The organism is Streptomyces sp. ML-6, from assembly GCF_030116705.1.
Classification (GTDB): Bacteria; Actinomycetota; Actinomycetes; order Streptomycetales; family Streptomycetaceae; genus Streptomyces.
This window is the reverse complement of the sequence record NZ_JAOTIK010000002.1, coordinates 300487-325784: the sequence shown is the minus strand read 5'-3', so window position 1 is coordinate 325784 and position 25298 is coordinate 300487. Positions and strand designations below refer to the sequence as shown.

22 protein-coding genes are annotated in these 25298 nt (G+C 72.2%); 14 read left to right on the top strand and 8 right to left on the bottom strand.

The features are described from left to right. Positions 1–12: 12 nt before the first annotated feature. The 8 genes from OCT49_RS35365 (at position 13) to OCT49_RS35330 (ending at position 10797) form a co-directional block, all read left to right on the top strand. Positions 13–1668 (top strand): ABC transporter substrate-binding protein, encoded by a 1656-nt coding sequence (locus OCT49_RS35365; protein ID WP_283856255.1) that lies wholly within the window; start codon positions 13–15, stop codon positions 1666–1668. A gap of 6 nt (positions 1669–1674) precedes the next feature. Then, the gene (locus tag OCT49_RS35360; RefSeq protein ID WP_283856254.1) at positions 1675–2622 is read left to right on the top strand and encodes an ABC transporter permease; all 948 of its coding nucleotides are present in this window, start codon (positions 1675–1677) and stop codon (positions 2620–2622) included. Beyond that, positions 2619–3470, top strand: a complete 852-nt coding sequence (locus OCT49_RS35355) for an ABC transporter permease (RefSeq protein ID WP_283856253.1) — start codon at positions 2619–2621, stop codon at positions 3468–3470. Before OCT49_RS35360 ends, OCT49_RS35355 begins: the two co-directional genes overlap by 4 nt. 4 nt (positions 3471–3474) lie before the next feature. Next, complete coding sequence (locus OCT49_RS35350; protein ID WP_283856252.1) at positions 3475–4458, top strand: ABC transporter ATP-binding protein; 984 nt, start codon at positions 3475–3477, stop codon at positions 4456–4458. Then, positions 4455–5282 (top strand): ABC transporter ATP-binding protein, encoded by an 828-nt coding sequence (locus OCT49_RS35345; RefSeq protein WP_283856251.1) that lies wholly within the window; start codon positions 4455–4457, stop codon positions 5280–5282. The genes OCT49_RS35350 and OCT49_RS35345 overlap by 4 nt, the downstream gene beginning before the upstream one ends. Positions 5283–5594: 312 nt before the next feature. Then, positions 5595–7292, top strand: coding sequence for an amidohydrolase (locus tag OCT49_RS35340; RefSeq protein WP_283856758.1), 1698 nt, complete (start codon positions 5595–5597; stop codon positions 7290–7292). 31 nt (positions 7293–7323) lie between these two features. Beyond that, on the top strand, positions 7324–8091 hold the full coding sequence (locus OCT49_RS35335) for a helix-turn-helix transcriptional regulator (protein WP_283856250.1): 768 nt from the start codon (positions 7324–7326) through the stop codon (positions 8089–8091). Between the two features lie 300 nt (positions 8092–8391). Next, entirely contained in the window at positions 8392–10797 is a 2406-nt protein-coding gene (locus tag OCT49_RS35330) for a SpoIIE family protein phosphatase (protein WP_283856249.1), read from the top strand. 397 nt (positions 10798–11194) lie between these two features. On the opposite strand, the gene OCT49_RS35325 is transcribed toward OCT49_RS35330, so the two are convergent. Then, positions 11195–12166 (bottom strand): GlxA family transcriptional regulator, encoded by a 972-nt coding sequence (locus OCT49_RS35325; RefSeq protein WP_283856248.1) that lies wholly within the window; start codon positions 12164–12166, stop codon positions 11195–11197. A 161-nt stretch (positions 12167–12327) separates the two neighbouring features. On the opposite strand from OCT49_RS35325, the gene OCT49_RS35320 reads away from it, so the two are divergent. The 4 genes from OCT49_RS35320 to OCT49_RS35305 all read left to right on the top strand — a co-directional run bounded on the left by OCT49_RS35320 (position 12328) and on the right by OCT49_RS35305 (position 16008). Beyond that, positions 12328–13050 (top strand): DJ-1/PfpI family protein, encoded by a 723-nt coding sequence (locus tag OCT49_RS35320; RefSeq protein WP_283856247.1) that lies wholly within the window; start codon positions 12328–12330, stop codon positions 13048–13050. A 312-nt stretch (positions 13051–13362) separates the two neighbouring features. Next, the gene (locus OCT49_RS35315; RefSeq protein ID WP_283856246.1) at positions 13363–14340 is read left to right on the top strand and encodes an NAD(P)/FAD-dependent oxidoreductase; all 978 of its coding nucleotides are present in this window, start codon (positions 13363–13365) and stop codon (positions 14338–14340) included. 192 nt (positions 14341–14532) lie between these two features. Then, complete coding sequence (locus tag OCT49_RS35310) at positions 14533–14874, top strand: thioredoxin family protein (RefSeq protein ID WP_283856245.1); 342 nt, start codon at positions 14533–14535, stop codon at positions 14872–14874. A 261-nt stretch (positions 14875–15135) separates the two neighbouring features. Continuing rightward, on the top strand, positions 15136–16008 hold the full coding sequence (locus tag OCT49_RS35305; RefSeq protein ID WP_283856244.1) for a class I SAM-dependent methyltransferase: 873 nt from the start codon (positions 15136–15138) through the stop codon (positions 16006–16008). A gap of 187 nt (positions 16009–16195) precedes the next feature. Here OCT49_RS35305 and OCT49_RS35300 read toward each other — a convergent pair whose 3' ends face one another. From OCT49_RS35300 to OCT49_RS35290, 3 genes are all read right to left on the bottom strand, one after another. Then, positions 16196–16795: a helix-turn-helix domain-containing protein gene (locus OCT49_RS35300; protein ID WP_283856243.1), complete on the bottom strand. Its 600-nt coding sequence runs from the start codon at positions 16793–16795 to the stop codon at positions 16196–16198. Between the two features lie 222 nt (positions 16796–17017). Next, entirely contained in the window at positions 17018–17698 is a 681-nt protein-coding gene (locus OCT49_RS35295) for a pyridoxamine 5'-phosphate oxidase family protein (RefSeq protein ID WP_283856242.1), read from the bottom strand. 63 nt (positions 17699–17761) lie between these two features. Then, complete coding sequence (locus OCT49_RS35290; RefSeq protein ID WP_283856241.1) at positions 17762–18499, bottom strand: maleylpyruvate isomerase family mycothiol-dependent enzyme; 738 nt, start codon at positions 18497–18499, stop codon at positions 17762–17764. Positions 18500–18961: 462 nt separating this feature from the next. Between OCT49_RS35290 and OCT49_RS35285 the strand changes: the two genes are divergently transcribed. Further along, the gene (locus OCT49_RS35285) at positions 18962–19567 is read left to right on the top strand and encodes a TetR/AcrR family transcriptional regulator (RefSeq protein WP_283856240.1); all 606 of its coding nucleotides are present in this window, start codon (positions 18962–18964) and stop codon (positions 19565–19567) included. Between the two features lie 203 nt (positions 19568–19770). Here OCT49_RS35285 and OCT49_RS35280 read toward each other — a convergent pair whose 3' ends face one another. The 4 genes from OCT49_RS35280 to OCT49_RS35265 form a co-directional block, all read right to left on the bottom strand. After that, positions 19771–21363, bottom strand: coding sequence for an MDR family MFS transporter (locus OCT49_RS35280; RefSeq protein ID WP_283856239.1), 1593 nt, complete (start codon positions 21361–21363; stop codon positions 19771–19773). Next, the gene (locus OCT49_RS35275) at positions 21360–21536 is read right to left on the bottom strand and encodes a hypothetical protein (RefSeq protein WP_283856238.1); all 177 of its coding nucleotides are present in this window, start codon (positions 21534–21536) and stop codon (positions 21360–21362) included. Before OCT49_RS35275 ends, OCT49_RS35280 begins: the two co-directional genes overlap by 4 nt. Positions 21537–21608: 72 nt before the next feature. Continuing rightward, the gene (locus tag OCT49_RS35270; protein ID WP_283856237.1) at positions 21609–22823 is read right to left on the bottom strand and encodes a glycosyltransferase; all 1215 of its coding nucleotides are present in this window, start codon (positions 22821–22823) and stop codon (positions 21609–21611) included. Between the two features lie 53 nt (positions 22824–22876). Further along, the gene (locus tag OCT49_RS35265) at positions 22877–24190 is read right to left on the bottom strand and encodes a UDP-glucose dehydrogenase family protein (RefSeq protein ID WP_283856236.1); all 1314 of its coding nucleotides are present in this window, start codon (positions 24188–24190) and stop codon (positions 22877–22879) included. 260 nt (positions 24191–24450) lie between these two features. On the opposite strand from OCT49_RS35265, the gene OCT49_RS35260 reads away from it, so the two are divergent. Beyond that, entirely contained in the window at positions 24451–25143 is a 693-nt protein-coding gene (locus tag OCT49_RS35260; protein WP_283856235.1) for a TetR/AcrR family transcriptional regulator, read from the top strand. Positions 25144–25298 lie beyond the last annotated feature (155 nt).

Below are 25298 nucleotides of genomic sequence, written 5' to 3'. Positions count from 1 at the left end.
AGGAACGCAGTGATGACGCACACCCCTTCAAGAAGGACGGCCCTGGCCGCGGGCCTCGTCGCGACGGCCGTCATCGCGGTCGCGGGCTGCAGCGGAGCGACCCGGGACACCGCGGGCGGCGCCCGGACCGCCGACGCGGCCACGCTCGACCTCACCCCGACCACCGCCCCGGCCACGGGCGAACTCGCCCACGCCAACTGGCTCCTGGAGGACGAGCCGGACTCGCTCGACCTGGACACCCAGGGATCGAGCGCGGGCCGGATCGTCCTCACCAACGTCTGCGAGCGGCTGTACCAGCTCCAGCCGGACATGTCGACGAAGCCCCTCCTCGCCGAAAAGGCCGAAACTCCCGACGACAAGACCCTCGTACTGACCCTGCGCTCCGGTGTCACCTTCCACGACGGCACCCCGATGACTGCCGACGACGTGCTCTGGAGCCTGAAACGGCACGCCGACCCGGACATGGAGCAGGGCGACGAGTTCGGCAACATCGCCACGATGCGGAAGACCGGCGACCGGCAGATCACCCTCACCTTCAAGACGCCCGACGCCATGTTCTTCAAGGCACTCGCCGGTGACGCGGGCATCGTCTGGAACAAGGAACAGGTCGAGAAGGCGGGCAAGGACTTCGGTACGCCGGGACAGCCCGACGCCTGCACCGGCCCGTACCGGCTGGCCGGCTGGAAGTCCGGCGACTCGATCACCATCGAGCGCCATGACGGGTACTGGGGGAAGAAGCCCCTGACGAAGCGGGTCACCTTCCGCTGGGCCTCCGACAGCGCCCTCGTCAACGCGCTGACGACCGGCGCCGCCGACGGCACGTACGCCGAATCGCCCAACACTGCCTCGGCCCTCCGCGGCAAGAAGGGCATCGCACAGTACTACGGCCCCTCCACCGCCTCCCTCGTCCTCATCCCCACCGAGCGCGGCGGGCTGGCGGACCCGAGGATCCGCCGGGCCCTCTCGCTCGCCCTGGACCGGAAGGGCATCGCCGCCTCCGGCTACGGCGGCATGGTCCAGCCCTGGGCCACCCCGGTCGGCTCCGGGGCCTGGGGCTACGAGAAGCCCGTCTTCGAAGCCGCCCAGAAGGCCGTCACCGGTGCCCCCGCCGCCCCGGACGCGAAAGACATCGCCGCGGCCAGGGAACTGGTGAAGGAGGCGGGAGCGGACGGCTCCGGGCCGATCGTGATCGGCACGGACGCCGGCCAGGGCCGTACCGTCGTCGCCAACGCCGTACGCGCCGCACTCCGGAAGATCGGCCTCCAGGGGCGGATCAAGACGGTGCCCACCTCGCAGTTCGAGCAGTTCTACAGCACCCCCGAGGCGCGCGCGGACATCGACGTGCTGGTCGGCGACTGGTACATCTCCAAGGCCGACCCGATGGGCTTCTACGACAACGCCCTCTCCGACTCCTCCAACAACTGGGCCGGCTTCAAGGACCCCGCGTACGACGCCCGGGTGAAGAAGGCGCTCGCCACGCTCGACGACGCCGAGCGCGCGAAGCTCGCCGTCGGCATCCAGAAGACGTTCACGGACGCCGCCGTCTGGATCCCGGTCGCCCAGGTGCCGTCCGTCCTCGTCCTCGACGAGGAACTGACCGGCCCGCCCGCCTCCATGGCGTACCTCTACTACCCGTGGGCCGCCGAACTCGGCTCGAAGAAGGGCTGACCGCACATGCTCGCCCGGATCTCCCGGCGGCTGGCCGGACTGCTGGCCACCCTCCTCGCCGCCTCCTTCGTCATCTTCGCCGCCGTGTACGCGGCCCCCGGCGACCCCGCCGTCTTCCTCGCCGGAGGCCGCGACAAGCTCTCCCCGGAAAAGCTGGAGCTGGTCCGGGCCCAGTACCACCTCGACGAGCCCCTCGTCGTGCAGTACGGGCGCTGGCTCGGCGACTGCCTCCAGTTCGACCTCGGCCGCTCCTTCAAGTACAGCGACCAGGTCGCCGACCTGCTGGCCGCCCGCTTCCCGACCACGCTCGCCCTCGTGGCGTACGCGACCGTGCTCTTCGTCGTCCTCGGGGTCGGCGCCGGCGTGCTCGCCGCCGTCCGCCGCGGCACCTGGGTCGACTCGGCGGTCGTCGGCGGCACGACCCTGGCCGCCTCCGTGCCCTCCTTCGTCTCGGCCATCGCCCTGGCCGCAGTGTTCGGCGTGCAGCTCGGCTGGTTCCCGGTGACCGGCGGCGGCGAGGGCTTCACGGGCACCGTGCACCACCTGACGCTGCCCGCCCTGTCCCTGGCGCTCGGCGCGCTCGCCCTGATCAGCCGGGTGACCAGGCAGTCGATGGTCGACGCGGGCGCGGCCGACCACGTCGAGGTCGCCCGGGCATCCGGTGTCCGCGAACGGGAGATCGTGGTCCGGCACGTGCTGCGCAACGCGCTCGGCCCGATCGTCACCATGTGCGGTCTGGTCATGGCGGGCATGCTGGCCGGCACGGTCGTCGTGGAGACCGCCTTCGGGCTCAGCGGCATCGGCTCGCTGCTCGTCGGCGCGATCAACACCCACGACTTCCCCGTCGCCCAGGCCGTACTGCTGCTCATGGTCACCGGGTACATCGTCGTGACCACCCTCGTCGACCTGGTGCACCCCCTGCTCGACCCACGGGTGAAGGAGGCCACGGCATGAGCGAGCTCACCCTCGGCCGCGTCGGCCCGACAACGGGAAGGAAGCGGCCCCCGGCAGGCGTCGTGGCAGCCGGCGGGACACTCGTCCTGGTCGTCCTCGCGGCGCTGTTCGCCCCGCTGCTGTCCCCGTACGCCCCCGACGCCATCGACCTGTCCGCGTCCCTGGCCGGCACCGGCCCGGACCATCCGCTCGGCACCGACGCCTCCGGACAGGACCTGCTCTCGCGGGTGCTGCACGGGGCCCGCACCAGCCTGATCGCCCCCCTGTTCCTGCTGGCCATCGCCGCCGTCCTCGGCGTCGCCCTCGGCACGCTCGCCGCATGGCGCGGCGGCTGGGCGGACACGGTCGTCTCCCGGCTCACCGACGTCATGTACGCCTTCCCGGGGCTGCTGTTCACGGTGCTGATCATCGCCGTGTTCGGCGCCGGAATGACGACCTCCGTGCTCGCGCTCGGACTCGCCTACACGCCGACCGTCGCCAAGTACACCCGCTCGGTGGCGCTCTCCGAACGCCGCAAGCCCTACATCGACGCCTACCGCGTCCAGGGCATGGGCGGGGCCCGGATCTGCGCCCGCCACCTCGTCCCCAACCTCGGCCGCTCGGTCATCGGCTATCTGGTCGTGCTGTTCGGCGAGGCGCTGATGTCCCTGGCCACCCTGTCCTACCTGGGCTTCGGCGCCCAACCACCCAGCTCAGACTGGGGACTGATGGTGCAGGAGGGACAGGCGGCCGTCGTCCAGGGCGCATTGCTCCCGGCCCTGGTGCCCGGCTTCGCCATCGCCCTCGTCGTGGTGTCCTTCAACGTCGTCGGGGTCTGGGCCGCCGACCGACTCGGCAGCAGGAGGTAGCCGCATGCTCCTCGACATCGAGAACCTCACCCTCGAACTCCCGGGCACCGCCCGGCCCGTCCTCAACCGGGTCTCCCTGCGGGTGGCAGGCGGCGAAGTGGTCGGCCTGGTCGGCGAGTCCGGCTCGGGCAAGTCGACGACCGCCAAGGCGGCGCTGCGCACCCTCCCCGGCAGCGCGGCCGTCTCCGGTTCGGTCCGCGTCGACGGCACGGACGTCCTCGCCCTGACCGGCGACGCCCTGCGCCGGCACCGGGCCCGTACGGTCGCGATGGTCCACCAGGATCCGCGCTCCGCCCTCAACCCGGTCCGTCGCATCGGCGACTTCCTGGTCGAACGGCTGACGGGGACCGGAGTCGACAAGAAGGCGGCCCGCGCCAAAGGCGTCGAACTCCTCGACACGGTCGGCCTCTCCGACCCGGAACGCCGGTTCCGCCAACGCCCGCACGAACTCTCGGGCGGCATGCTCCAGCGCGTCGTCATCGCGGGTGCGCTGGCCGCCGGGCCCGGGCTGCTCCTCGCCGACGAGGCGACCAGCGCCCTGGACGTCACCACCCAGGCCGAGATCCTCGCCCTCCTGCGCACCCTGCGCACCGAACGGGGCCTCGGTCTTCTGTTCATCACCCACGACCTGCAACTGGCCGCCGCGTACTGCGACCGGGTGTACGTGATGTACGCGGGCCGGGTCGTCGAGGAGCAGCCCGCCGGAGCCCTCTTCGACCGGCCCCGCCACCCGTACACGAAGGGACTGCTGGCCTGCTCCCCGACGCTGGGGGAGGGACGGCGGACGATCCTCCCGATCCCGGGGCGCCCGCCGTCGCTCGCGGACGCGTTCGGCGGCTGCGAGTTCGCCGACCGCTGCCCGGATGCCGAACCGGAGTGTTCGGCCTGGCGGCCCGAACCGGTGCCGCTGGACGGCGGGGGCGCCGCGGCCTGCCGCCGCCTGCCCGTGCCGGCGGGGCCGGGCACCGAGAGGAGGAGCGACCGATGACCACCGCACTGCCGAAGGCCGCACCCCTGCTGGCCGTGGACGGACTGCGCAAGACATACGGGCTGCCCGGCAAAGCCCGTCTCACCGCTGCCGACGACATCACCTTCACCGTCCCGGCGGGCGGCTCACTCGGAATCGTCGGCGAGTCCGGCTCCGGCAAGACGACCGTGGCCCGGATGCTGGTGGGTCTCGTCCGTCCGGATGCGGGCAGCATCTCCGTCTCCGGCCGGCCCCGCGCCCCGCGCACCCCGCGCGGCCGGGCGGCCCGGCTGGCACGGGCCCGGGAGATCCAGATGGTGTTCCAGGACCCGTACGTCTCCCTGGACCCCCGGCTCACCGCCCGCCAGTGCCTCACGACGGCCCTGCGTCTGCACGGCCGGGAGGAGACCGTGGCCGACGGGCTGCTCGACCGGGTGGGGCTCGGCGCCCGGGAGGCGGAGGCCCGTCCGCACGGCCTCTCCGGCGGCCAGCGGCAACGGCTGGCCATCGCCCGGGCGCTGGCGGTCGACCCGAAGGTACTGGTCCTCGACGAGGCGGTGGCCGCGCTGGACGTCTCGATCCAGGCGCAGATCCTTCAGCTCCTGAGCGAGATCCGCCGGGACACCGGGGTGGCCCTGGTCTTCGTCAGCCACGACCTGGCGGTCGTCCACCACATCACGGACGAGGTCCTGGTGATGCGCCGCGGCACGGTGGTGGAGCAAGGGCCGACGGCCGAGGTGCTGGCCGGTCCGCAGGACCCGTACACCCGGTTGCTGCTGGCCTCGGTGCCACGGGCCGGCTGGGATCCGGCGGACGCGGTCACCGCCCGGGCCGCCATGGCCTGAGCCACTGACCCGGCGCCGAAGAACGCGCGGCCGTCGGCCGTCACATGCCGGGCGAACAGGGGTCGTCGACCGAGCGGGTGCCCACCGCGTGGAGGGCCCGGCACCGCTCGGCCGACGGCCCCGCGGGAGCGGGAACCCGCCGGGGACGACGTGCGGGCCCGATCCGGCTTCGCACCGGCGGGCCATGACGGGAGCGGGTATCGGTGGGATGACCGATGTGCGGAGGGTACGGGCGCGGCCATAGTCCTCGGGAGAACGTTCGCGGGTGGCCGTGGTGCCCCCGACCTTCGAAAGGACTGACCTTCTGTGGGCATGCATGCGGATCTGGTGTTTCTCGGCGGGAAGGTGGTCACGGTCGACGCGGAGTTCTCCGTCGCCTCGGCCCTGGCGGTGACCGGCGGGACCATCAGTGCCGTCGGTGGGCGGGACGACGTCGCGCCGCTCGTCGGACCCGACACCCGGGTCATCGATCTGCGGGGGGCGACGCTGCTTCCCGGCATCAACGATTCCCACCTGCACGGATGCGCCTTCGGCATGGCGACGCCGCCGCTCTCCCTCGACGTCGGCCATCCCGCCGTGTCGTCCCTCGCGGACGTGGCCGAGGCGGTGCGGGAGGCCGTCGGCCGGGCTCCGGCCGGGCAGTGGATCACGGGGCACGGCTGGGACCCCGGTTACCTCGACGAGTGCGTCGCCGACCCGTCGCGGCAGCCCTCGCGGCACGACCTCGACGCCGTGAGCCCGGACCACCCCGTCGTCCTGTACTCCTTCTCCGGGCACGCCACCTGGGTCAACTCCAGGGCACTGGAACTCATGGGGGTCGACCGGGACACCGTCGCGCCGCCCGGCGGAGCCATCGTCGCGGACGAGTCCGGGGAGCCGACCGGGCTGCTCCACGAAGGGGCCCAGGACCTCGTCCAGAACGCGCTGCCGCCGCTCAGCCGGCAGGAGCGGACCGACGCGGTCAGGTCGGCCCTCGCCACGCTGGCCCGCCTCGGCGTGACCAGCTACACCGAGCCCGGCCTCGGCCCCGGCGGCGACGGCATCATGCGGGGCGCGCTCGGCGCGGAGACCCTCGACGTCTACCGCGAGCTGCTGGCCGGCGGCGAACTGACCGCCCGCGTCGGCGTCCTGCTCCTGCCCACCGGCATGGCGAGCACCTCGGAGGAGTTCGCGCGCGCCCTCGCCGCGGCCGGTGATTCCGGCGACGCCGATCCGCGCCGCCTCGCGGTCCTCGGGGTGAAGGTCTTCGCCGACGGTGTCGTCCCCAACAAGACGGCCTGGATGCACGAGCCGTACGTCGGCGGCGGCTGCGGCTCCCTGTGCGTCGGGGGCGAGACCGACGCCGAGCGGACCGCCGAGATCGGCGCCATGATCCGGCATGCCCACGCCGCCGGGCACCAGCTGGGCATCCACGTCACCGGCGACCGGGCGATAGACACCGTCGCGGACGCCTTCGCCGCGGCCATGGCCGAGCACCCGCGGCCCGACGCGCGCCACTACGTCATCCACGGCGACTTCCTCACCGCGCACAGCATGAAGGTGCTGGCCGCGCACGGCTTCGGCGTCAACATGAACCCCACCATCAAGTGGACCGTCGCCGACATGGAGGAGGAATTCGTCGGTGCCGGACGGGCCGCGTACGCATGGCCCTACCGCGACGCCCTCGACGCCGGCGTACGGGTCGCCAGCGGCTCCGACGCCCCCGTCACGCACCCGGACTGGCGCCAGGGCGTCGCCACCATGATGCTGCGCGAGTCGAAGGCGGCCGGCCGGGTCAGCGGCCCCGAACAGCGCATCGGCCTGGCCGAGGCGCTCCGTACGTACACGATCGACGCGGCCTGGCAGGACTTCGCCGACCAGTGGAAGGGCTCCCTGGAACCGGGCAAGGCCGCCGACCTGTGCGTGCTCGACGGGGACCTGCTCACGGCCGACCCCCACGACATCCCGGAGATGCCCGTCGTCCTCACGGTCATGGACGGGCAGGTCGTGCACGACACCCTTCGCGATTGACGTATTCCGGGCGGATGATCATCCTTGCACCATGGCAGCGGAGCGGAGCACGGCGGACATCCTGGACGCGGCCCTCCACGTCCGCGAGGCCGCCCGGAGCGTCACGAGCGGCGGGAGCGGCGTCGGCACGGTCCTGACGGCGCTGTCGCAGGTGATGGAGTACGACCACGCCTCCCTGGCCCGGTGGGACCCACGGCGCCGGCGCCACACCACCCTGGCCGGGAGCTACCCGGACCGGGCCACGGCCTACATCGAGAACCGTCTCCACCACGATCCGATGTTTCCCGTGCTCCGCGCCCCGGCCCGGGGCGGGCTCTGGCTCAGGGACGCCCCTCGGCACCTCCTGGCCGCCTCCCCGGGCTTCCAGGAGGTGCTCTCTCCGCTCGGCATCGAGGACGGCGTGGCCCAGTGCCTCTTCGCCGCCGACGGCCGGTACGTCGGCATGCTGAACGTCAGCACCCGCGGACCACGGCGCGCGCCCGATCCGGCGCGCGCCGTGGTCACCCTGCTCACCGAGGCCCTCGCCGCGGCGGTCGGCCCCCGCGCGGCCCCGCCGCCCGAAGAAGTCCCCGCCCCCGCCCCGGACGCGCGGCGGCCCGGCGGACTCTCGCCACGGGAACTCCAGGTGCTGGCCGAACTGACCGCCGGCCGGACCAACCGGGAGATCGCCGGACGGCTGCACATCACACCGCGCACCGTGGGAACCCACATCGAGCACATCCTCGCCAAGCTCGACCTCCCCAACCGCGCGGCCGCCGCCGCCCGAGCCGCCGCCTGGGGAATCGGCCCCTCCCACTGACGCGGGCCGGCAGGTGACCGGTTCGCCCGCGGGACCGCGGCCGCCGGCGGCCTCACCACCCCGGAACCGCGAGAGCCCCGACCGGAATCGCCATGACCGCGCACCGGCCGTCCGTCCGGCCCGGAGCGCCGTCGCCACCACCAGGACCGCACCGGCGGCCCTGCCTCCGCCCCTGCCCCCGCCGGTGTGTGAAACGGGCGTTCCTGGCTCCCGATGGCGGAACAGTGCGCGCCGGAATCGTCCACCATGTACTTACCTGGACATATCTCCGTAGGGGCTGTAGAGGCTAAGGACAGCGGGATGGACGCATCCACTGATGATGCTTGGGGCCGGTCGTTCCCGTTCGATGACATCGCGACGGCGGTGCTCGATGAGCGGGGCACCGTGCTGCACTGGTCCCGGGCGGCCTCCGACCTGCTGGAGTTCACGGCCGAGGAAGCCTGCGGCTCCCCGGTGTGGAGCTTCCTCGCCGATCCCTCCGCCGGGCGGTGCCGGGAGGATCCCCCGGCGTCCGGGATCCCGCCGACGGGCCGCGCGGTGCTCCGCCGCTCCTCCGGCGACCGGGTCGAGGTCGCCTTTCGCGTGGTGCGGCTGGAAGGCTCGGCACAGAGTCTCGTCCTGGCCCTCCCCGCCCAGCACCTGGACCTGTGGAACCAGAGCACCGCCCTCGCCCGGGCCCTGTTCGCCCAGGACCGGATCGAGATCGGCATCCTCGGCCCGGACCTGGGCACGGTACGCACCAATGCCGCCCCCTCGGAGACGCCCGGCGGTTCCCCCGCGTTCGCGGGCGGCATCCTGGGGAAGGCGCTGTCCCCCGGGGAAGCGGAGGAGGTCGAAGCCGGGCTGCGCCGGGTCCTGGAGACGGGGGTGCCGCTGATCGGCGGGGAGCCGGGATCCCCACGGGTTCCCGGCCGGCAGTGGTCCCTGTCGGCCTTCCGGCTGGAGGACGCCCGGGGCCGGCCGACGGGCGTCGCCACCCTGTTCATCCCCTCCACCGCCCAGCAACGGGACCTCCACCACCTGGATCTGCTCCACGAGGCATCCGAGCGGATCGGCACCTCCCTGAACATCCTGCGCACCTCGCAGGATCTGGCCGAAGTCCTCGTCCCGGCCTTCGCCGACATGGCCTGGGTGGATCTCGCGGAGGCCGTGTTCCAGGGCGACGAGCCCCCCAAGCTGGTCGGCGCCGGCCTGTGGCACCTGCGCCGCGCCGTGGCGGTCTCGGCCACCGGGCCCATTCCCGGCGGCCTCCTGCAACCGGGCGAGCCGATCCCTCCGTTGCCCGACCCGCCTGCGCTGCGGAAACTGCGGTGCGGGGAGACCGTCCTGGCCTCCGTACAGGAGGCGGTCGAGCAATTGGGGCCCGAACTGACTCCGCTGTTCGTCCCCGAGCGCGGCCACTCGGTCCTCCAGGCCCCCCTGTTCGCGCGCGGCCTTTTGCTCGGCGCCGTCCTGGTCTGGCGTACCGACCGGCCCGAGCCCTTCGTCGAGGAGGACCGCAGACTCCTGGCGGAGATCGCCTCCCGCGCCGCACTGAGCGTGGACAACGCCCGCCGGTACACCCGGGAGCACCACGCCTCCGTGGCACTGCAACGGCGCCTGCTGCCCCGTACCACCAGTGACATTCCCGCGGTCGAGGCGGCGGGCAGCTATGTGCCCGCCGGAGGCGGGGCCGACATCGGCGGTGACTGGTTCGACGTGATCCCGCTGCCGTCGTTCCGCGTGGCGCTCGTCGTGGGGGACGTCGTCGGCCACGGTCTGCACGCCACCGCGACCATGGGGCGGTTGCGCACGGCGGTGCAGACGCTCGCGGATCTCGAACTGGACCCCGGCGAGCTGCTCACCCACGTCGACGACCTGGTCCAGCAACTCGCCGAGGAAGCAGGCCCCGCCCAGCCGAGCGTCGTGGGCGCGACCTGCCTGTACGCGCTGTACGACCCGATCAGCCGCCAGTGCGCTGTGGCCAGCGCCGGTCATCCACCACCCGTTCTGCTCGGCCCGGACGGCACGGCCCGGTTGGTCGAGATCACCCCCGGACCACCGCTCGGGGTGGGCGGCATGCCGTTCGAGGTCACGAACCTCCCCCTGGAGCCGGGCAGCATTCTGGCCCTGTACACGGACGGGCTCGTCACCCTCGACGGGCAGGACATCGAAGACGGCATGGCCCAGGTGGTCGAACGTCTCGCGGCGCTCTGCGACGGCGACGGGGCGGCGCCCCTGGACGGGGTCGGCCGGTCCCTGCTCTCCCGGGCGACCGAGGCGCCGCCCCGCGACGACGTGGCCCTGCTGCTGGCACGCACCAGAGCACTGCCGGACGACTCGACCACCGCCTGGGAGTTCCCCGCCGACCCGGCCGTGGTGGCCGAGGCCAGGGAGGCCGCCACGGGACAACTGGCCGCCTGGGGCCTGGACCACCTCGCCTTCACCACGGAACTCATCGTCAGCGAACTGGTCACCAACGCCATTCGTTACGCGGGCGGCCCGATCGTCCTGCGGCTCATCCGCGGCAACGTGCTGATCTGCGAGGTGTCCGACCCCAGCAACACCCAGCCACGGCTGTGCCGGGCCCGTTGGACCGACGAGGGAGGCCGCGGCCTGTACCTCGTGGCCCAGCTCACCACCCGCTGGGGCAGCCGCTACGGCCGGCGGGGCAAGACCATCTGGAGCGAGCAGCCCCTCGCCCCGGCCATGGAGCAGCAGGCGTGACGCGTACGCGGCCGTGAGGTTCCCGGGCGGGTCCGCAGCGATCCGGTGTGCGGCGCGAGCCGAACCCCGCGTCGGGGCGGACCTCCAGGGTGCTGTCGATCACGGCTGGCGTCGCATCCGGGGGAACATGACGAGGCCCTTCCCCGGCGGAGGGAAGGGCCTCGTGGGCGAGCGCTGGGCAGGCCTTGCACCTGCATTTCCCCACGGGAAGTGGGGCGTCTTTCCTTGGACCACCAACGCATTGCCGGTTGCTGTGTGCTGCGGCGAACCGGCAAGATCAACTATAGCGCATGTGTGCGGTCGGCCAAGCCCGGCCGGGGCATGACGGTCTGCCAGGATTCCGGCTCGGGCCTCGCGCATCGCGGTGGGGCCGGCTTGCCCGCGCCGCGGGTGCGGTTCACGCGGAGCTGTGGACCGCGCGGTGCCGGCTGGGCGTGGTCCCGTAGTGGTCCAGGAAGACCTGCCGCATCGTCTCGGCGGAGCTGAACCCGCAACGCCTCGCGATCGATGCCAACGGCAGTGTGGTGGAGACGAGGAGCTGTGAGGCCGCCTCGGCGCGGGCGATCCGTACGAACTGTGCCGGTGTCCGGCCCACGTGGCTGAGGAACAGCCGAGCCAGATGACGTCCGCTGACACCCGCGAACGAGGCGAGCGCGGCCGTGCCGAGGTCGCCGTCCAAGTGCTCCGTGATGTGCTCGATGGTCCGCTGCACGGTCCGGTGAGCCGGAGCCGGCGCGCCGACGAAGGTGCTGATCTGGGCCTGGTTGCCCGACCGCTGGAGGTAGGTCACCATCATCCGGGCCAGCGACCGCGCCAGGGCCGGGCCGTGGTCCTCCTCGACGAACGCGAGGGTGAGGTCGAGGGCTCCGGTGACCCCGGCCGACGTACAGACGTGCTCGTCGCGGAGGTACAACGGAGTGGCGTCGACGTCGACGGCCGGGTAGCGCTGCGCCAGCTCCTGGGCGTACGCCCAATGGGTCGTGGCGCGCCGCCCGTCGAGCAGTCCCGTCTCGGCCAGCACGCCGGCGCCCGTACACACCGACGCCACCCGGCGGCTGACGTCGGCCAGGCGGCGGACGTGGCCGACCAGCGAGGTGTTCCGGGCCGCCGCGAGGTGGCCCGGTCCGCCGACGACCAGCAGTGTGTCGACCGGTCCGCGAGTGCGCTCCAGCGCCGCCTGTCCCGCCAGGACCAGTCCCGAGGAGCAGCGCACCGGACGGCCCCCGGGCGTGACCAGGCAGGCGTCGTACGGCGGACTCGCACCGAAGCGGTTCGCACCGTCGAGGGCGGTGGTCACGCAGGCGATCTCGACGAGTTCCGCATCGTCGTAGGCCACGACCACCACCCGGCGGCGATTACCTGTCGACATGCCCCGATGCTACAAGCCTTGTCCGGAAGACAGGTATCCAAGGATTCCGGACATGAAAAGCAGCGGGCCCGGTCTCCGGTGGTGAGGGCGGCGGAGGGTGGTCGAAGCGGCGTTCCGCGCCGCCCATCCGTCCATTGCCACCGATCGTCAGGAACGATGTCATGACCGAACCGTCGCCCGCCTCGTCCGAGGCATCCGTGAAGACCATCGCCTTCGTGCTGTACCCCGGCCTCACCCCGCTGGACATGGTCGGACCGCTTCAGGTCCTCGGCGCACTGAGCGAGCTGGTCCCCGGATACCGCACCGTCGTGGTCGGCGAGCGCATCGAGCCGATGGGCAGCGACATACCGCTGCAGCTGGTGCCCAGCCACACCTTCGAGGACATGCCCGACCCGTACGCCCTGATCGTGCCCGGCGGCGCAGTCCCCACCCTCGCCGCGATGGCCGACGAAAGTCTGCTGCAGAAGCTGCGCGACGCCGCGGCACGGTCCCAGGTCGTCGGCTCCGTGTGCACCGGCTCGATGCTGCTCGCGGCGGCCGGCCTCCTGGAAGGGCGCGAGGCCACGTCGCACTGGATGTACCGCGATCTGCTCGCCCGCTTCGGGGCGACACCGGTCGCCCGGCGCTGGGTCGAGGACGGGCCTGTCATCACCGCCGCAGGAGTGTCGGCCGGCATCGACATGGCACTGCACCTGGTGGACCGCCTGGCCGGCCGCGAGGCCGCGCGCATGGTCCAGCTGTTCATCGAGTACGACCCCGAACCGCCGCTCGGCCCGATCGACTGGGCGCCGGCCGCCGCCGGGACGTACGCGCCCATCGCCCAGCAGTTCCTCCGGACCGCCCTCGCCGACCACCCGGCCCTGCTGGCACGCCTGACCGATTGAGCGCCCGCCCACACCGGTGAATGCCAGGAGGTGCCGTCCTCGGACGGCACCTCCTGACGCATTCCGGAGCACCTGCGTTCCCCGGGCTCGTGGCGTGCGCACAACGGATCGCATGACGTGCGCGCACCTGCTGCCCGCTGCCGACTGCCCACGCTGCGATCCGGCGGCAGCGCCGTGCACCGACCCGGGCGAGCACGACAGCGACGGGGACTGCCTGTCCATGGGCCCTCTCCCCTCGGATTTCCCAGAAACGGCAACAGAAGTTGCTTGTCGTGCGGCGTTGGAGCACCTTGAGTTCCGGAGGTGATCGCAATGATCAGGACGACGGTGAACACAGGCAGCGACGGCGCGGCATCGACCGGTGAGGAGATCCATGACGTGGCGGTGATCGGTGCCGGTGCGGCCGGTCTGAGCGCCGCGCTCCTGCTGGGCCGGGCCCGCCGCAAGGTGGTGGTGATCGACGCCGGCGAGCCGCGCAACGCGCCCGCCGCGCACATGCACGGGTTCCTGTCCCGTGACGGCCTGTCCCCGGCGACCCTGCTGGACCTGGGACGGGCCGAGATCGACCGCTACGGCGTCGACCTCATCCGGGGAAGGGTGGAACACATCGACCCCGGCTACGACGTGCGCCTGGAGGGCGGCCCCGTGATCAGGGCCCGTCGCCTCCTGGTCGCCACCGGGCTGCGCGACGAACTGCCCGACCTCCCCGGGGTCCGCGAGCGGTGGGGAAGGGACCTGTTGCACTGCCCGTACTGCCACGCCTACGAGGTCCGTGACCAGCCCCTCGCCGTCCTCGGCACCCACCCGGGGGCCGTGCACCAGGCCCTGCTTCTGCGCCAGTGGAGCGAGGACGTCGTCCTCCTCACGCACACCCTCGAACTCTCCCCGCAGGAGCACGAACAACTGGAGGCGTTCGGCGTCACCATCGTGGAGGGCAGGGCCGCGCGGCTCGTCGTCGACGACGACCGCCTGCGCGGCGTCGAGCTCATCGACGGCAGGGTGATCCCCCGGACCGCGGTCTTCGTCTTCCCCCGGCCCGTGCCGCGCGACGACCTCCTGACTCTGCTCGGCTGCACCAAGGACGAGCAGGGCTGGGTCGTGACGGACCGGACCGGCCGCACCAGCGTGCCCGGGGTGTGGGCCGTCGGAAACGTCGCCGACCCGCGTGCCCAGGTCGTCGCCGCCGCGGGCATGGGCTCCACCGCCGCGTTCGCCCTCAACACCGACCTGCTCCATGAGGACGTGGAGCAGGCCGCCGCACGACACCGCGCCGCGGCCGTCCCGGCGTGAGCCGCCCGGCAGGCCACGGGTGATCCCGTCGTGGCGGCCCGCACGGCCCCGCGGGGGATCCGGGTGAGCAGATGACCGGGCGACCGGGCGACCTCGCAGGCCCGGTCCCGGAGCCGGGCGCGATCTCACGTCGCCGGATCGCCCCGGCGTCCGCGCATCCGTTCACAACACATCGACAAGGAGAGTTTCACCATGGCAGCAAAGCGCGGCGGTCCCGTGGACAGCGTCACGGAGCAGACGTTTCCCGCCCGCGTACTGCAAGCGAAGCGGCCCGTCCTGATCCAGTTCTGGGCCCCCTGGTGCGGGCCCTGCATCAGGATCACCCCCATCATCGAGGAGATCGCCACCGAGCGCGCCGGCGTCCTGGACGTCGTCAAGATCAACGTCGATGAGGAGCCCGGACTGGCGGACCGGCACTCGGTCTCCTCGATCCCCGCTTTCGTGGTCTACGCCGGCGGCGCCCCCGCGACGGCATGGACGGGCGCCGCCCCCAAATCCATCCTGGAACGGGCCCTCGGCCCCTTCCTCCGCTGAACTCCGGCGGGCACCCCACCTTCCGCCGCGCCGGAACGCGCGATGCCCGCCGTCCGCACCTCCGGCCAATCCCCTGTACGGCAGGGGCCGTTGCCCCCGCCCGGCAGGCCATTGACACAGGCGGAACGCCCGTAACCGCCGCCCCCCGACCCAGAAGGGCGTGCCGGACCCCGCTCATCCGGGCCGACAGCCGACTCCTGGTTTCGTGCGCCTCGATCCACCGGACCGACCCCAGCCACCGCCTCCGGATCGGAGTACCTCATGCATCACCACGCCCACCACACCCATGAGCACGCCCACGACATCGACTGGGACGCCCTCTCCGCTCACCTGGAACGCGAGGCCGAACTGCACACCCCCGCCCTCACCCGAGCCACGCACTGGCTGAGCGACCTGCTGGGCGGCGCCGACGTGACTCGGGTGCTCGACGTCGGCAGTGGGCCCGGCGTGGTCACCGGCCTGCTCGCCGACGCATTCCAGGACGCCGAGGTGGTCGCCGTCGACCAGTCGCCCGCCCTGCTGGAGCGCGCCCGGGTCCGCTCGGGCGGCCGTATCACCACTCAACAGGCCGACCTCCCGGACGAGTTCGGCACGCTCGGCCCGGCCGATCTGATCTGGTCCGCCAACGCCGTCCACCATCTCGGCGACCAGCAGGCGGCCTTGACCGCCCTCGCCGCCTCGCTGCGCCCCGGTGGACTGCTCGCCGTGGCCGAACGGGGTCTGCCCGTACGGTTCCTCCCCCGTGACATCGGCCTGGGCCGTCCCGGACTCCAGGCCCGTCTGGACGCCGGTCACGAGGACGGCTTCACCACCATGCGCGCCGAACTCCCGGGCTCTGTGGACCGGGTCGAGGACTGGCCCGCCATGCTGGCCTGTGCCGGTCTCGTCCCCACCGGCACGCGCACCTTCCTCACCGACCTGCCGGCCCCGCTCGGACTCCCGGCCCGCGAGTACCTGCACACCCGTCTCGCCCGGCAGCGGGACCAGTTCGGCGAGCATCTGGACGACCAGGACCGCGCGGTCCTGGACGCCCTCCTGGATACCGAAGGCCCCACCGGCATCCTCTGGCGTTCCGATGCCTTCTACCTCACCGCCACCACTGTTCACACCGCCCGCTTCTGCACCACGGAGTAGATCCGGGGGCCATGTTCCGGCCGCGCCCGCTCCGGCGCGAGGCCGGAACACCACGTGGGTGCGGAGGCTGAGGGCCTCCGGAACGCTGCGTGTGTCCGGAGGTACGGGCCGAGGAACTGGCACCGGCCCGACCGGATCCCGGACGCCTGCCGAAAGGCCTCCCTGCCGGGGTGACGGCCCTTTTCGTTCAGGCCGGCGGCTCCGCCCGGGACTGGGGCTTGGCCCGGACGTGCACGCGCTCCCCCTGGGGGCCGAACAGGTTGAGCACCTCCACGGGGGAATCTCCCGCCGGGCCGACCCAGTGCGGCAGGCGGGTGTCGAACTCGGCCGCCTCACCCGGCCCCATGACCAGGTCGTGGCCGCCGAGGACGAGCCGGACCTGCCCGGACAGGACATACAGCCACTCGTGCCCCTCGTGGGTGACCGGCTCAGGCCGGTTCTGTTCCGCGGGGATGATCGTCTTCCAGGCCTGCAGGCGCCCCGGCTGCGTCGACAGCGGAACCACCGTACGACCGTGGTGGACGCGCGGCTTGCAGCGGATGCGCGGGTCGCCGACCTCCGGCGCCCCGACGAGTTCGTCCAGGGGCACCTGGTGGACCTGCGCGATGGGCAGCAGCAGTTCCAGGCTGGGGCGGCGCTGCCCCGACTCCAGCCTCGACAGGGTGCTCTTGGAGATGCCCGTGGCCTCGGCCAGCGCCGCCAGGGACACGCCGCGCTGGGAACGGATGCGCCTGAGGCGGGAGCCGACCTGGGCCAGCGTGGCGGCGATCGGTGTTTGTTCGTCCATGCCTCCATTCCACCTCGTGCGTCCCGGAAATGGCAACAAAGGTTGTCGTTCCAGTGGCGGGCGCGCACTGCTGCGGCAGGTTCTTCGACTTCTTCGCCCTTTGGCCAAAGGGCGGAAGGCGGAGGGCGGGGAAGGCGTTCGACGGGCATTGTCAGTGGATCCACTTCCCGTGGCCACAGCCGATCGAGGAATCACACTGCCGGGGATGGGTCGCTGCCCGGCCTACTTCGCACGGGTGTTGCGTCGGGCGGTGATGTGCTCGGGCGGTTCAATGCCGGCCGGGAGGAGCGGATCGGTTTCCGGTTCGCCCCAGGTGGTGACGAGCGGGAGGACGCCCGCCCAGATCCCGAGGGCGGCGTCGGGGCCCTCGCCGTCCTCCGGGCCGCCGGTGCGTATCTTGACCGACGCCTCGTCGAGCGGGATGGCGAGCAGGGCGGTCGCCGCCATCTCCTTGCGGTTCGGCTGTCGTGCGTGGTCCCACTGTCCGGGTGCGGCCTGCTCGGTCAGGCAGCGCAGCCCCTCCCGCTTCTCCGCCGCATCCGTGACCAGGCGCGGCACACCATAGATCATCGCGCTGCGGTAGTTGATGCCGTGTTCGAACACCGACCGTGCGAGGACGAGGCCGTCCACGTGCGTCACGGTGACGCACACCGTCGCACCGGGCGAGGCGACCAGGCTCCGGCCGGCCACGGACCCGTGAAAGTAGAGGTTCCGCCCGTCGCTCCCGTAGACGGTGGGCACGACCATGGGGTGCCCGTCGATGACCAGCCCGAAGTGGCACACGAAACCGGCGTCCAGAATCGCGTCGAGTTCGGCACGGTCCGGGCTCCCCTGTTCCCGCAGACGGCGGTGACGGGTGCGGTCCGTGTTTGACAGGGGAGTTCGGAGTCGGCTGTCGTTCACGGCAGCTCCTTCACAAGTGCGGTGGCAGGGGCGTTGGGCGGGTCGAACACGGGCGTGGTCCGGTCAGCCTGTCGGTGCACTGGCGGCGAGCTGATCGGCCCAGTCCCGCTGGTGGGGTTTCAGGTTCAGCCGGGTCCGGCCCCACAGGTCGAGGTACAGCCCCTCGGCGGTGGCCGCGATCCGCGTGTCGCACGGTTCGCCCGGTGCCGCCGCTCCGGTGCGCACGGTCGTCGAGGTGAGTTCCACCAGCCAGCGGTCGCCCGTGTCGGTGCTGTGCACCTCGATCCGGCCGGTGCGGGAGAAGAGCCTGCCGTCGCGCGCCCCGGCGGCCAGATGGACGGCGAGGATCTCGTCCACGCCGTCGGCGGCCACGTCCGCGGGAATCGTCAGTGATTGCCCCACGGCGTCAGCGACGTCCCAGCCGTGGACGAACGCTTCGTGGGTGAGACATCGTGGCCAGAAGGAGACGATGTGCGGCCGGGTGGACCAGTTCCACGCGTCGGCCAGGGGGTCGGCTGCGGCGAGGCGGTCCAGAACCCCGTCCCATTCCTTGGCGGCCCACGCGATCAACCGGCCGTCGGGGAGCATCTTGGCGTCGGTGAACCCGGGTTCGCCGCCCCCCTGCTCGACGCAGGCGTGGACGAAGGAGGCGACGTTGCCGAGATGGTGAACCACGTCGCGGATCCGCCACTCCGGACAGGCGGGGACGGAGTCGTCGAGCCGGTTCTCGGCCATGCGCCATACGTGCATGCCCACCGCCCGGCTCTCCTCGATGTGGCGGGCGGTGTCCAGCAGGTTCATCGGGTCGAGCCTTTCGACAGCGGAGGTTCGGTGACTGGTCGGGTCGAGTGGTCCGGGAGCGGGGTCCGGCGTCCGATCAGCTGGGCCACGGCCTCCGGCGCGGGGCGTCGACCGCACCGGCCGTCGGGAGCGCCGTGGTTCGCCCCGGCGTCCCGTCGGCGACCGAGCGGTTCGATGAGCCCCTCCGTGTCCGTACGCAGGACGAACGTGTCCGTACGCGGGACGAACGTGTCCGTACGCGGGACGAAGCCGCCGCGCAGCGGGGTGGGCGGGCAGCCGGGGTCTTCGTGCAGGCCGATCCATGCGTGGGGGGCCGCGACCGTACGGAATTCCCCTCCGGGGACCAGGGCCCGTCCACGTGCTGCTGCTCTCATGGCCACCCGCCCACTGTTCTGGTTGGAGCGATCGATCCAGAGCATACGGCAGGCTGGATCGATCGTTCCAACCACTACACTCGCGGTCATGGCAGCCCCCGTCCCGCACGACCGCTCGTCCGACGCCGACACCCGTCACCGGATCATCCGGGCCACGGCCACACTGCTTCAGCAGCGGGGATACGAGAGCACCTCGGTCAAGCGCATCGCCGCCGCCGCACAGGCATCACCCAGCTCCGTCTACCACTTCTTCCCCGGAGGCAAGCAGGAGCTCGCCGCCGAGGCGATGCGCCACGGCGCACGGGAGTTCGGCGAGATGCTCACGAAGGGGCTCTCCTCCTCCGCCGACCCGGCCGACGCCACGGCCGCCTGCGCCCTGCTGCTCGCCGACGATCTCAAGCAGTCGGACTGGAGCGACGGCTGCCCGGTCGCGGTGACCGCCCTGGAGACCATCGGCCGCGCCCCCGGCCTCCAGGAAGCCGCCACCCGGTCCCTCACCGAATGGCGGGACCTCGTCACGGCCAAGCTGACCGGGAGCGGCATCGCCCCGGACACCGCCCGCTCCCTCGCCGGGACGGTCATCAGCACCCTGGAGGGCGCCGAACTGCTCAGCCGCGTGACCGCCGACGACACCCCCCTTCGCAACGCCGCCGTACACCTCGCACAACTCGTCAGGGCAGCGCCCCGGAACTGACCTCCCCTCCCCGCCGACGACGCGGCCCCCGGCAACCGCCCGCCGGGCGAGAACCGCCTGGCCACCGGCGCGGTGCGCGAGAGCAACGGCAAGAGCCGCCACCCCACTGCCCGTCGGGAGCCGCCGCCACTGCCCCGCGAGGGGGCCCTGCCGGACATGCCCGGCCCGTCCGTCGTGGCTCTTCGGCTCCGCCGCGGCCCGGCTCAGTCCGCCGACAGCCTGGTGTCCGGTACCCGCCAGGCGGCGATGGCGAAGGCGATGAGGGCGACGCCGACGCCGGCGAGGAAGGCGACCTGCATGGCGCCGACGTAGCCGTCGAGGAAGGGCTGGGCCACGTGGGGGTCGAGCGCGCGGAGGAAGGCGGAGTCCTCCGGATTCACACTGCCGTCGGCGCGGAGCACACCGTCGAGTGCGTGGGCGTTGTGCGGTTGCGCGGCGAGGCGGCGGAAGACCGGGTCGTCCTCGGCCGCGGCGAGGCGTTCGGCGATCCGGGAACCCGCCAGGGAGAAGAGAATGGAGAGGAACGCCGCGGTGCCGACCGTACCGCCGTTGGAGCGGAAGAAGTTGACGGATGCCGTCGCCGCCCCCATGTCGCCGCGGGGCACCTCCGACTGGGCGAGCGTGGTGATGGTCTGCATCGCGGCGCCGAGGCCGGCCCCCAGGCAGAGCATGCCGATGGAGACGTACCACAGGGGGCTGTCCGACCGGAGGGTCGCGAACACCACCATGGAGAGCGTCAGCGAACCGATGCCCGCCACCAGGAACACCTTGAACTTTCCCGTCCGGGCCATCAGCCGCCCGACCAGCAGCGTCACCGTCACGTTCGCGACCACGACGGGCAGCGTGGCCAGGCCCGCCGCCACCGGGGTCATGCCCCGCGCCAGCTGGAGGTGGAGCGGAAGCGTCGTCAGGGCGCCGAACATGGCGATGCCGACGACGAAGTGCAGAGCGGTCCCCAGCCGGAACGCCCGGATGGAGAACAGCCGCATCGGCAGCAGGGCGGCATCGCCCGTCCGGCGCTCCAGCGCGACGAAGAGGACCAGGCCGGTCAGGCCGAGGAGGTACGCCGCCAGGGCACGACCGGAGCCCCAGCCCCACATCCGGCCCTGTTCGGCGACGACGAGCAGCGGGACGATGCCGATGGCCAGTGCCACCGCGCCGCCGTAATCCAGCCGGTGCGGTACGGGCCGGTGCGGCACATGCAGCACGCGCAGGACCACCACGACGGCCAGTGCCGCCAGCGGCACGTTGAGCAGGAAGATCCAGCGCCAGCCGGCGATTCCCCACAGGGTGTCCTGACCCGCGAGCATCCCGCCGAGGAGCGGCCCGGCGATGCTCGCCCCGGCGAAGACCGCCGTGATGTACCCCTGGTACCGGCCGCGTTCGCGGGGCGAGGTCAGGTCGGCGATGACCGTCATGGCGAGCGACATCAGTCCGCCGCCGCCGAGCCCCTGGACGGCGCGGAAGGCCGCGAGTTCGTGGATCGACGTGGCGAACCCGCACAACAGCGACCCCGCGGCGAACAGCACGATCGCGCACACGTACACCGGGCGGCGGCCGTGGATGTCGGAGAGCTTCCCGTACAGCGGGGTCGCGATGGTGCCGGTGACGAGGTACGCGGTCGTCACCCACGCCTGCGCGGTCAGCCCGTCCAGGTCGTCGGCGATGGTGCGCAACGCGGACGAGACCACGGTCTGGTCGAGGGCCGCGAGGAACATGCCGAGCATGAGTCCCCACAGGACGGTGACGATCTGCCGGTGCTCCAGCCGTGCGGGAGCGGTGTCGGAGGCGGTCATGCCGTTGCCCCGGCCCGCACCTCGACGCCCGGCGCACCGGTGGGGGCCGCGCGCCGGGTGTCCACGAAATCCGCGCCGTCCTGGCCGGAGGGTTCGAGCGGCGCGCAGCCGTGGAGACGGATCGAGGCGGGGGCGGTCGCCCCGATGACGGCGGGGGACGGGGAGGAGGGCATCGGGACCTTCTTCGGGGCAGAGCGTGAGGGGGAGCGCCGGTACCTCCGGGGCCCGGAGGTACCGGCGGGGTGTCAGACGAGCTTCTCCAGATCGGCGACGGCGCTGTCGATCTCCGGCAGGGCCAGCATGGCCAGCCGGGCCGCGCGGGACCTGGCGCCGATGGCCGGGTCGGCCAGCACCGCGCGGACGGCCGCGGTGATGCCGTCGGGCGTGGAGTCGGTGACGTGCCGGCCGAGCCCGAGCTCCTGGACGCGGTGTGCGTTGCTCAACTGGTCGCCGAACTGGGGGAGTACGGCCATGGGGGTGGCCGTGCGCAGCGACTCGCGGATGCTGTTGAAACCGCCGTGGGTGAGGAACACGTCGACGGACTCCAGCAGCAGGGGCTGCGGAACCCGGTCGGTGACGTGCACGTGCGGAGGCAGGCCGTCGGTGTCCGCCGGGATGCCCGAGGTGGAGACGACGACGGTGCACTCCTCCAGCCGCGTCGCCGCCGCGATCATCGACCCCAGCGTCCGGACGGTGTCCGGCATCGAGACCGGCAGGTGCCGCTCCTCGCCGTCGGCCGCCATTCTCCGGAACATCGGGAGTGCGGTGCCGAGGGCGGCGAGCACCAGGGGGCGGTCGGTGGGCAGGTCCGCGATCCAACGGGGCAGGACCGAGCCACGGTCCACGGCCACGGTCTGCCGGTAGGACCAGGAGGGCGGCAGGTGCTGGGCGAACGAGAAGGCCGCCGGCACGTAGTCGATGCGCCCGTGGGGAACGATCGACAGCGGGTCCTCCTGGACGGGCAGCCCCGACTTCTCACGCAGGCCGTTGAGGCCGGGCAGCACGTCGGCGGGGTCGATCAGGTTGCTGGCGCCGGAAGGGGTGGGCAGCTGCGGGATGCCGAGCTGTTCCGCGATCACGCAGGAGCTGAGGTCCATGCCGTCGCGCAGGATGAGGTCGGGGCGGAACTCCTGGGCCACCGGCAGGACCCACTCCCGCAGCTTCCCGGCCATCGGGCCGGCCACGGCCCGGGGCAGGAGGCGCTCCAGGTCCTGCTGCGTCACCTCGCCGTCCGGGCCGGAAGGTGCCACCTGTTCGAGCACCTCAGGGGTGATGAAGTTCTGCGGGGTGAACTCCTCCATGGGGATGGTCACACGGACGTCGTCCTTCTCGAAGACGGAGACGAGGGCCGGGGTTGTGGCGACGAGCACCTCGTGGCCGGCCGCCGCGAGCGCTCGCGCCAGGGGTAACTGGGCGCGGCCGTGCGAGGGGCTGCCGAGGGTGGTGAACAGTACGCGCACGTCAGACCTTTCTGTCGGGATCGAGGAATGGGGGTGGGCGGTGCGGCGCGCGGTCAGTGCGCCATCGCCGGAGTACGGCCGACGCCCTCCCAGGACAGTGCGGCCTCGCCGAGCCGTCCGGGGTCGAGGAGGTTGCGGAAGTCGTAGACGAGCGGCGTGCCGAGCCGTCCGGCGACGGCCTCCCAGTCCAGGTCGCGGAACTGGGGCCACTCGGTCAGTACGACGCAGGCGCGGGCCCCGTCGACGGCTTCGAGAGGCGTGTCGACGACCGTGAGCAGATCGCTGAGGTCGGGGCGCAGTTCGCTGAATGCCGGGTCGTAGGCGTGCAGTTCGGCGCCCTGTTCCCGTAGCCGACGGGCGATCGCCAGGGCGGGGGAGTCGCGCAGATCGGAGGTGCCGGCCTTGAAGGCGAGGCCGAGCAGACCGATCCGGACGCCGCGCAGCGAGCCGTCCGGCCCCGCGCAGCCGGCGACCACGCGCTCGACGAGACGGCGCTGGTGCTCGACGTTGGTCTCGATGGTGGCCCGCAGCAGCGGGAACTCGACGCCGGACTCCTCGCAGACGTTCAGCAGGGCGTGCGTGTCCTTGGGCAGGCAGGAACCGCCCCAGCCGGGGCCCGGGGCGAGGAATGCCCCGCCGATGCGCGGGTCATGGCCGATGCCGGCGATCACGTCGTCGACATCGGCGCCGAGCCGTTCGCAGAGGGTGGCCAGGTTGTTGGCGAACGACAGTTTCATGGCGAGGAAGAAGTTCGCGGCGTACTTGGTGAGTTCGGCACAGGCGGTGCTGGTGAGCACGCGCGGCGCGTCGATGCCGACGTACAGGTCGGCCACCTGCCGCGCGGCCTCGGCGCCGGGGCCGCCCACCACGATGCGGTCGGGGTGGAGGAAGTCGCTCACGGCGCGACCCTCGCGGAGGAATTCCGGGTTGCTGACCACGACCACGTCGGGGCGGCCGAGCAACGCCGCGACGCGCTCGGCGGTGCCCACCGGCACGGTCGACTTGTTGACCACCAGGCAGCCGTGCGGCAGCCGGTCCCGGACCTCGTCGGCGACCGCTTCGACGGCGGCCAGGTCGGCGGCGCCGCCGACACCCATCGGGGTGGGCAGGCACAGGAAGACCACCTCGGCCCTCTCGACGGCCGTCCGGGTGTCCCGCACGAACTCCAGACGGCCGGAGTCCAGACCGTCGCGGACGATCTCCGGCAGGCCGGGTTCGAGGATGTCGACCTGCGCCCGCCGCAGCCGTTCGACCTTGCCCGCATCGGCGTCCGCACACACCACCCGGTGTCCGAGGGAGGCAAGACAGGCTCCGGTGGTCAGCCCGACGTAGCCGGTTCCTATGACAGTGACGTTTCGAAGAGCCAAGGGATCACCAGTTCTTCTCGTTCGAGGGCCGGTGCGGGGGTGTCCCGCCACCTGACGCCGTCGTGGGGACCGGGCCGGCGCAGGACTGACGACGGAGGCGGGCCCGGGACACGGGCAGCTGAAGGCCAATTGCCCGCGTCCACAAGCTACTTCGCCCGCCGAGACAGTTGTCAACGATCGATGACATTGGCTGACGGGTTTTGGACAGGCCGGGCGGGACCGGGGAGCATGGACCGGACACCCGAGCGGAGGAGCACCAGATGGACAGCCCGGACGCGGCGAAGCGGAGCGGCGGCGACCGCATCACTCCCCGCAAATACGACTCGGCAGGCTCCCGCGCGGCTCTCATGAGCGCCGCCGCCCAGCGCTTCTCGAAGTACGGGTACGACGGCACGAGCATCCGTGACATCGCCAGGGAGGCCGGTGTCGACGCCGCTCTCGTCTATCGGTACTTCGGCTCAAAACATGGCCTTTTCGAAGCCGTCGCGAACCGCAGCGGCGCCCTGTTCCAACCGCTGTGTCACCTGCCGCTGGAGGACGTGCCCGAGTGGATCCACCGGCTCGCCTTCGACGGCCCCGGGGAGAGCGAGATCCCGAATCCGGTGCTGACGATGCTCCGCTCGCCCAGCCGGGAGGAAGCCGTCGGACTCCTCCGCTCCGACGTGACCGAAATCTTTTCGGAGCGCTTCGCCCGACGCCTGGAGGGCCCCGACGCCGAGGTGCGCGCGGAACTGCTGGCGGCGTGGCTGCTGGGCATGACCCTGATGCGGCTGGCGGTCCAGACACCGGCCCTGAGCTCGGTGCCGGACGGCACCGTTCTGCCCTACGTCAGGAAGGCTGTCGACCTGTTGCTGAAGCCGTGTGACGTGGAGGAGGAGGAGGCGGTGGAGGACGACTGCCGGTGCGGGCGGAGCGGGGACACGGGGCCCTCATCCGATCCGGCGGTGGGTTGACCGGGCGGGCGCGACCGCGGACGACGGACACAGGGTGACCCTGTGCGTCCCGGTGAACGGGGCGCGAGCCCAGTACGAGGTTCGCCCAGAACGGACGTCAGCCGACTCGCGGGATCGGGCGATGAGCACGCCGAGCGCAAAATGAATTTCACGGA

Bases quoted from the DNA above. Each gene is read 5' to 3' on its own strand.
- OCT49_RS35275 (WP_283856238.1), bottom strand. From the start codon at position 21,536: ATGCCCTCCTCCCCGTCCCCCGCCGTCATCGGGGCGACCGCCCCCGCC.
- OCT49_RS35355 (WP_283856253.1), top strand. From the start codon at position 2,619: ATGAGCGAGCTCACCCTCGGCCGCGTCGGCCCGACAACGGGAAGGAAG.
- OCT49_RS35285 (WP_283856240.1), top strand. From the start codon at position 18,962: ATGGCAGCCCCCGTCCCGCACGACCGCTCGTCCGACGCCGACACCCGT.
- OCT49_RS35335 (WP_283856250.1), top strand. From the start codon at position 7,324: ATGGCAGCGGAGCGGAGCACGGCGGACATCCTGGACGCGGCCCTCCAC.
- OCT49_RS35350 (WP_283856252.1), top strand. From the start codon at position 3,475: ATGCTCCTCGACATCGAGAACCTCACCCTCGAACTCCCGGGCACCGCC.
- OCT49_RS35280 (WP_283856239.1), bottom strand. From the start codon at position 21,363: ATGACCGCCTCCGACACCGCTCCCGCACGGCTGGAGCACCGGCAGATC.
- OCT49_RS35260 (WP_283856235.1), top strand. From the start codon at position 24,451: ATGGACAGCCCGGACGCGGCGAAGCGGAGCGGCGGCGACCGCATCACT.
- OCT49_RS35310 (WP_283856245.1), top strand. From the start codon at position 14,533: ATGGCAGCAAAGCGCGGCGGTCCCGTGGACAGCGTCACGGAGCAGACG.
- OCT49_RS35315 (WP_283856246.1), top strand. From the start codon at position 13,363: ATGATCAGGACGACGGTGAACACAGGCAGCGACGGCGCGGCATCGACC.
- OCT49_RS35325 (WP_283856248.1), bottom strand. From the start codon at position 12,166: ATGTCGACAGGTAATCGCCGCCGGGTGGTGGTCGTGGCCTACGACGAT.
- OCT49_RS35305 (WP_283856244.1), top strand. From the start codon at position 15,136: ATGCATCACCACGCCCACCACACCCATGAGCACGCCCACGACATCGAC.
- OCT49_RS35360 (WP_283856254.1), top strand. From the start codon at position 1,675: ATGCTCGCCCGGATCTCCCGGCGGCTGGCCGGACTGCTGGCCACCCTC.
- OCT49_RS35340 (WP_283856758.1), top strand. From the start codon at position 5,595: ATGCATGCGGATCTGGTGTTTCTCGGCGGGAAGGTGGTCACGGTCGAC.
- OCT49_RS35290 (WP_283856241.1), bottom strand. From the start codon at position 18,499: ATGAACCTGCTGGACACCGCCCGCCACATCGAGGAGAGCCGGGCGGTG.
- OCT49_RS35330 (WP_283856249.1), top strand. From the start codon at position 8,392: ATGGACGCATCCACTGATGATGCTTGGGGCCGGTCGTTCCCGTTCGAT.
- OCT49_RS35320 (WP_283856247.1), top strand. From the start codon at position 12,328: ATGACCGAACCGTCGCCCGCCTCGTCCGAGGCATCCGTGAAGACCATC.
- OCT49_RS35345 (WP_283856251.1), top strand. From the start codon at position 4,455: ATGACCACCGCACTGCCGAAGGCCGCACCCCTGCTGGCCGTGGACGGA.
- OCT49_RS35300 (WP_283856243.1), bottom strand. From the start codon at position 16,795: ATGGACGAACAAACACCGATCGCCGCCACGCTGGCCCAGGTCGGCTCC.
- OCT49_RS35365 (WP_283856255.1), top strand. From the start codon at position 13: ATGACGCACACCCCTTCAAGAAGGACGGCCCTGGCCGCGGGCCTCGTC.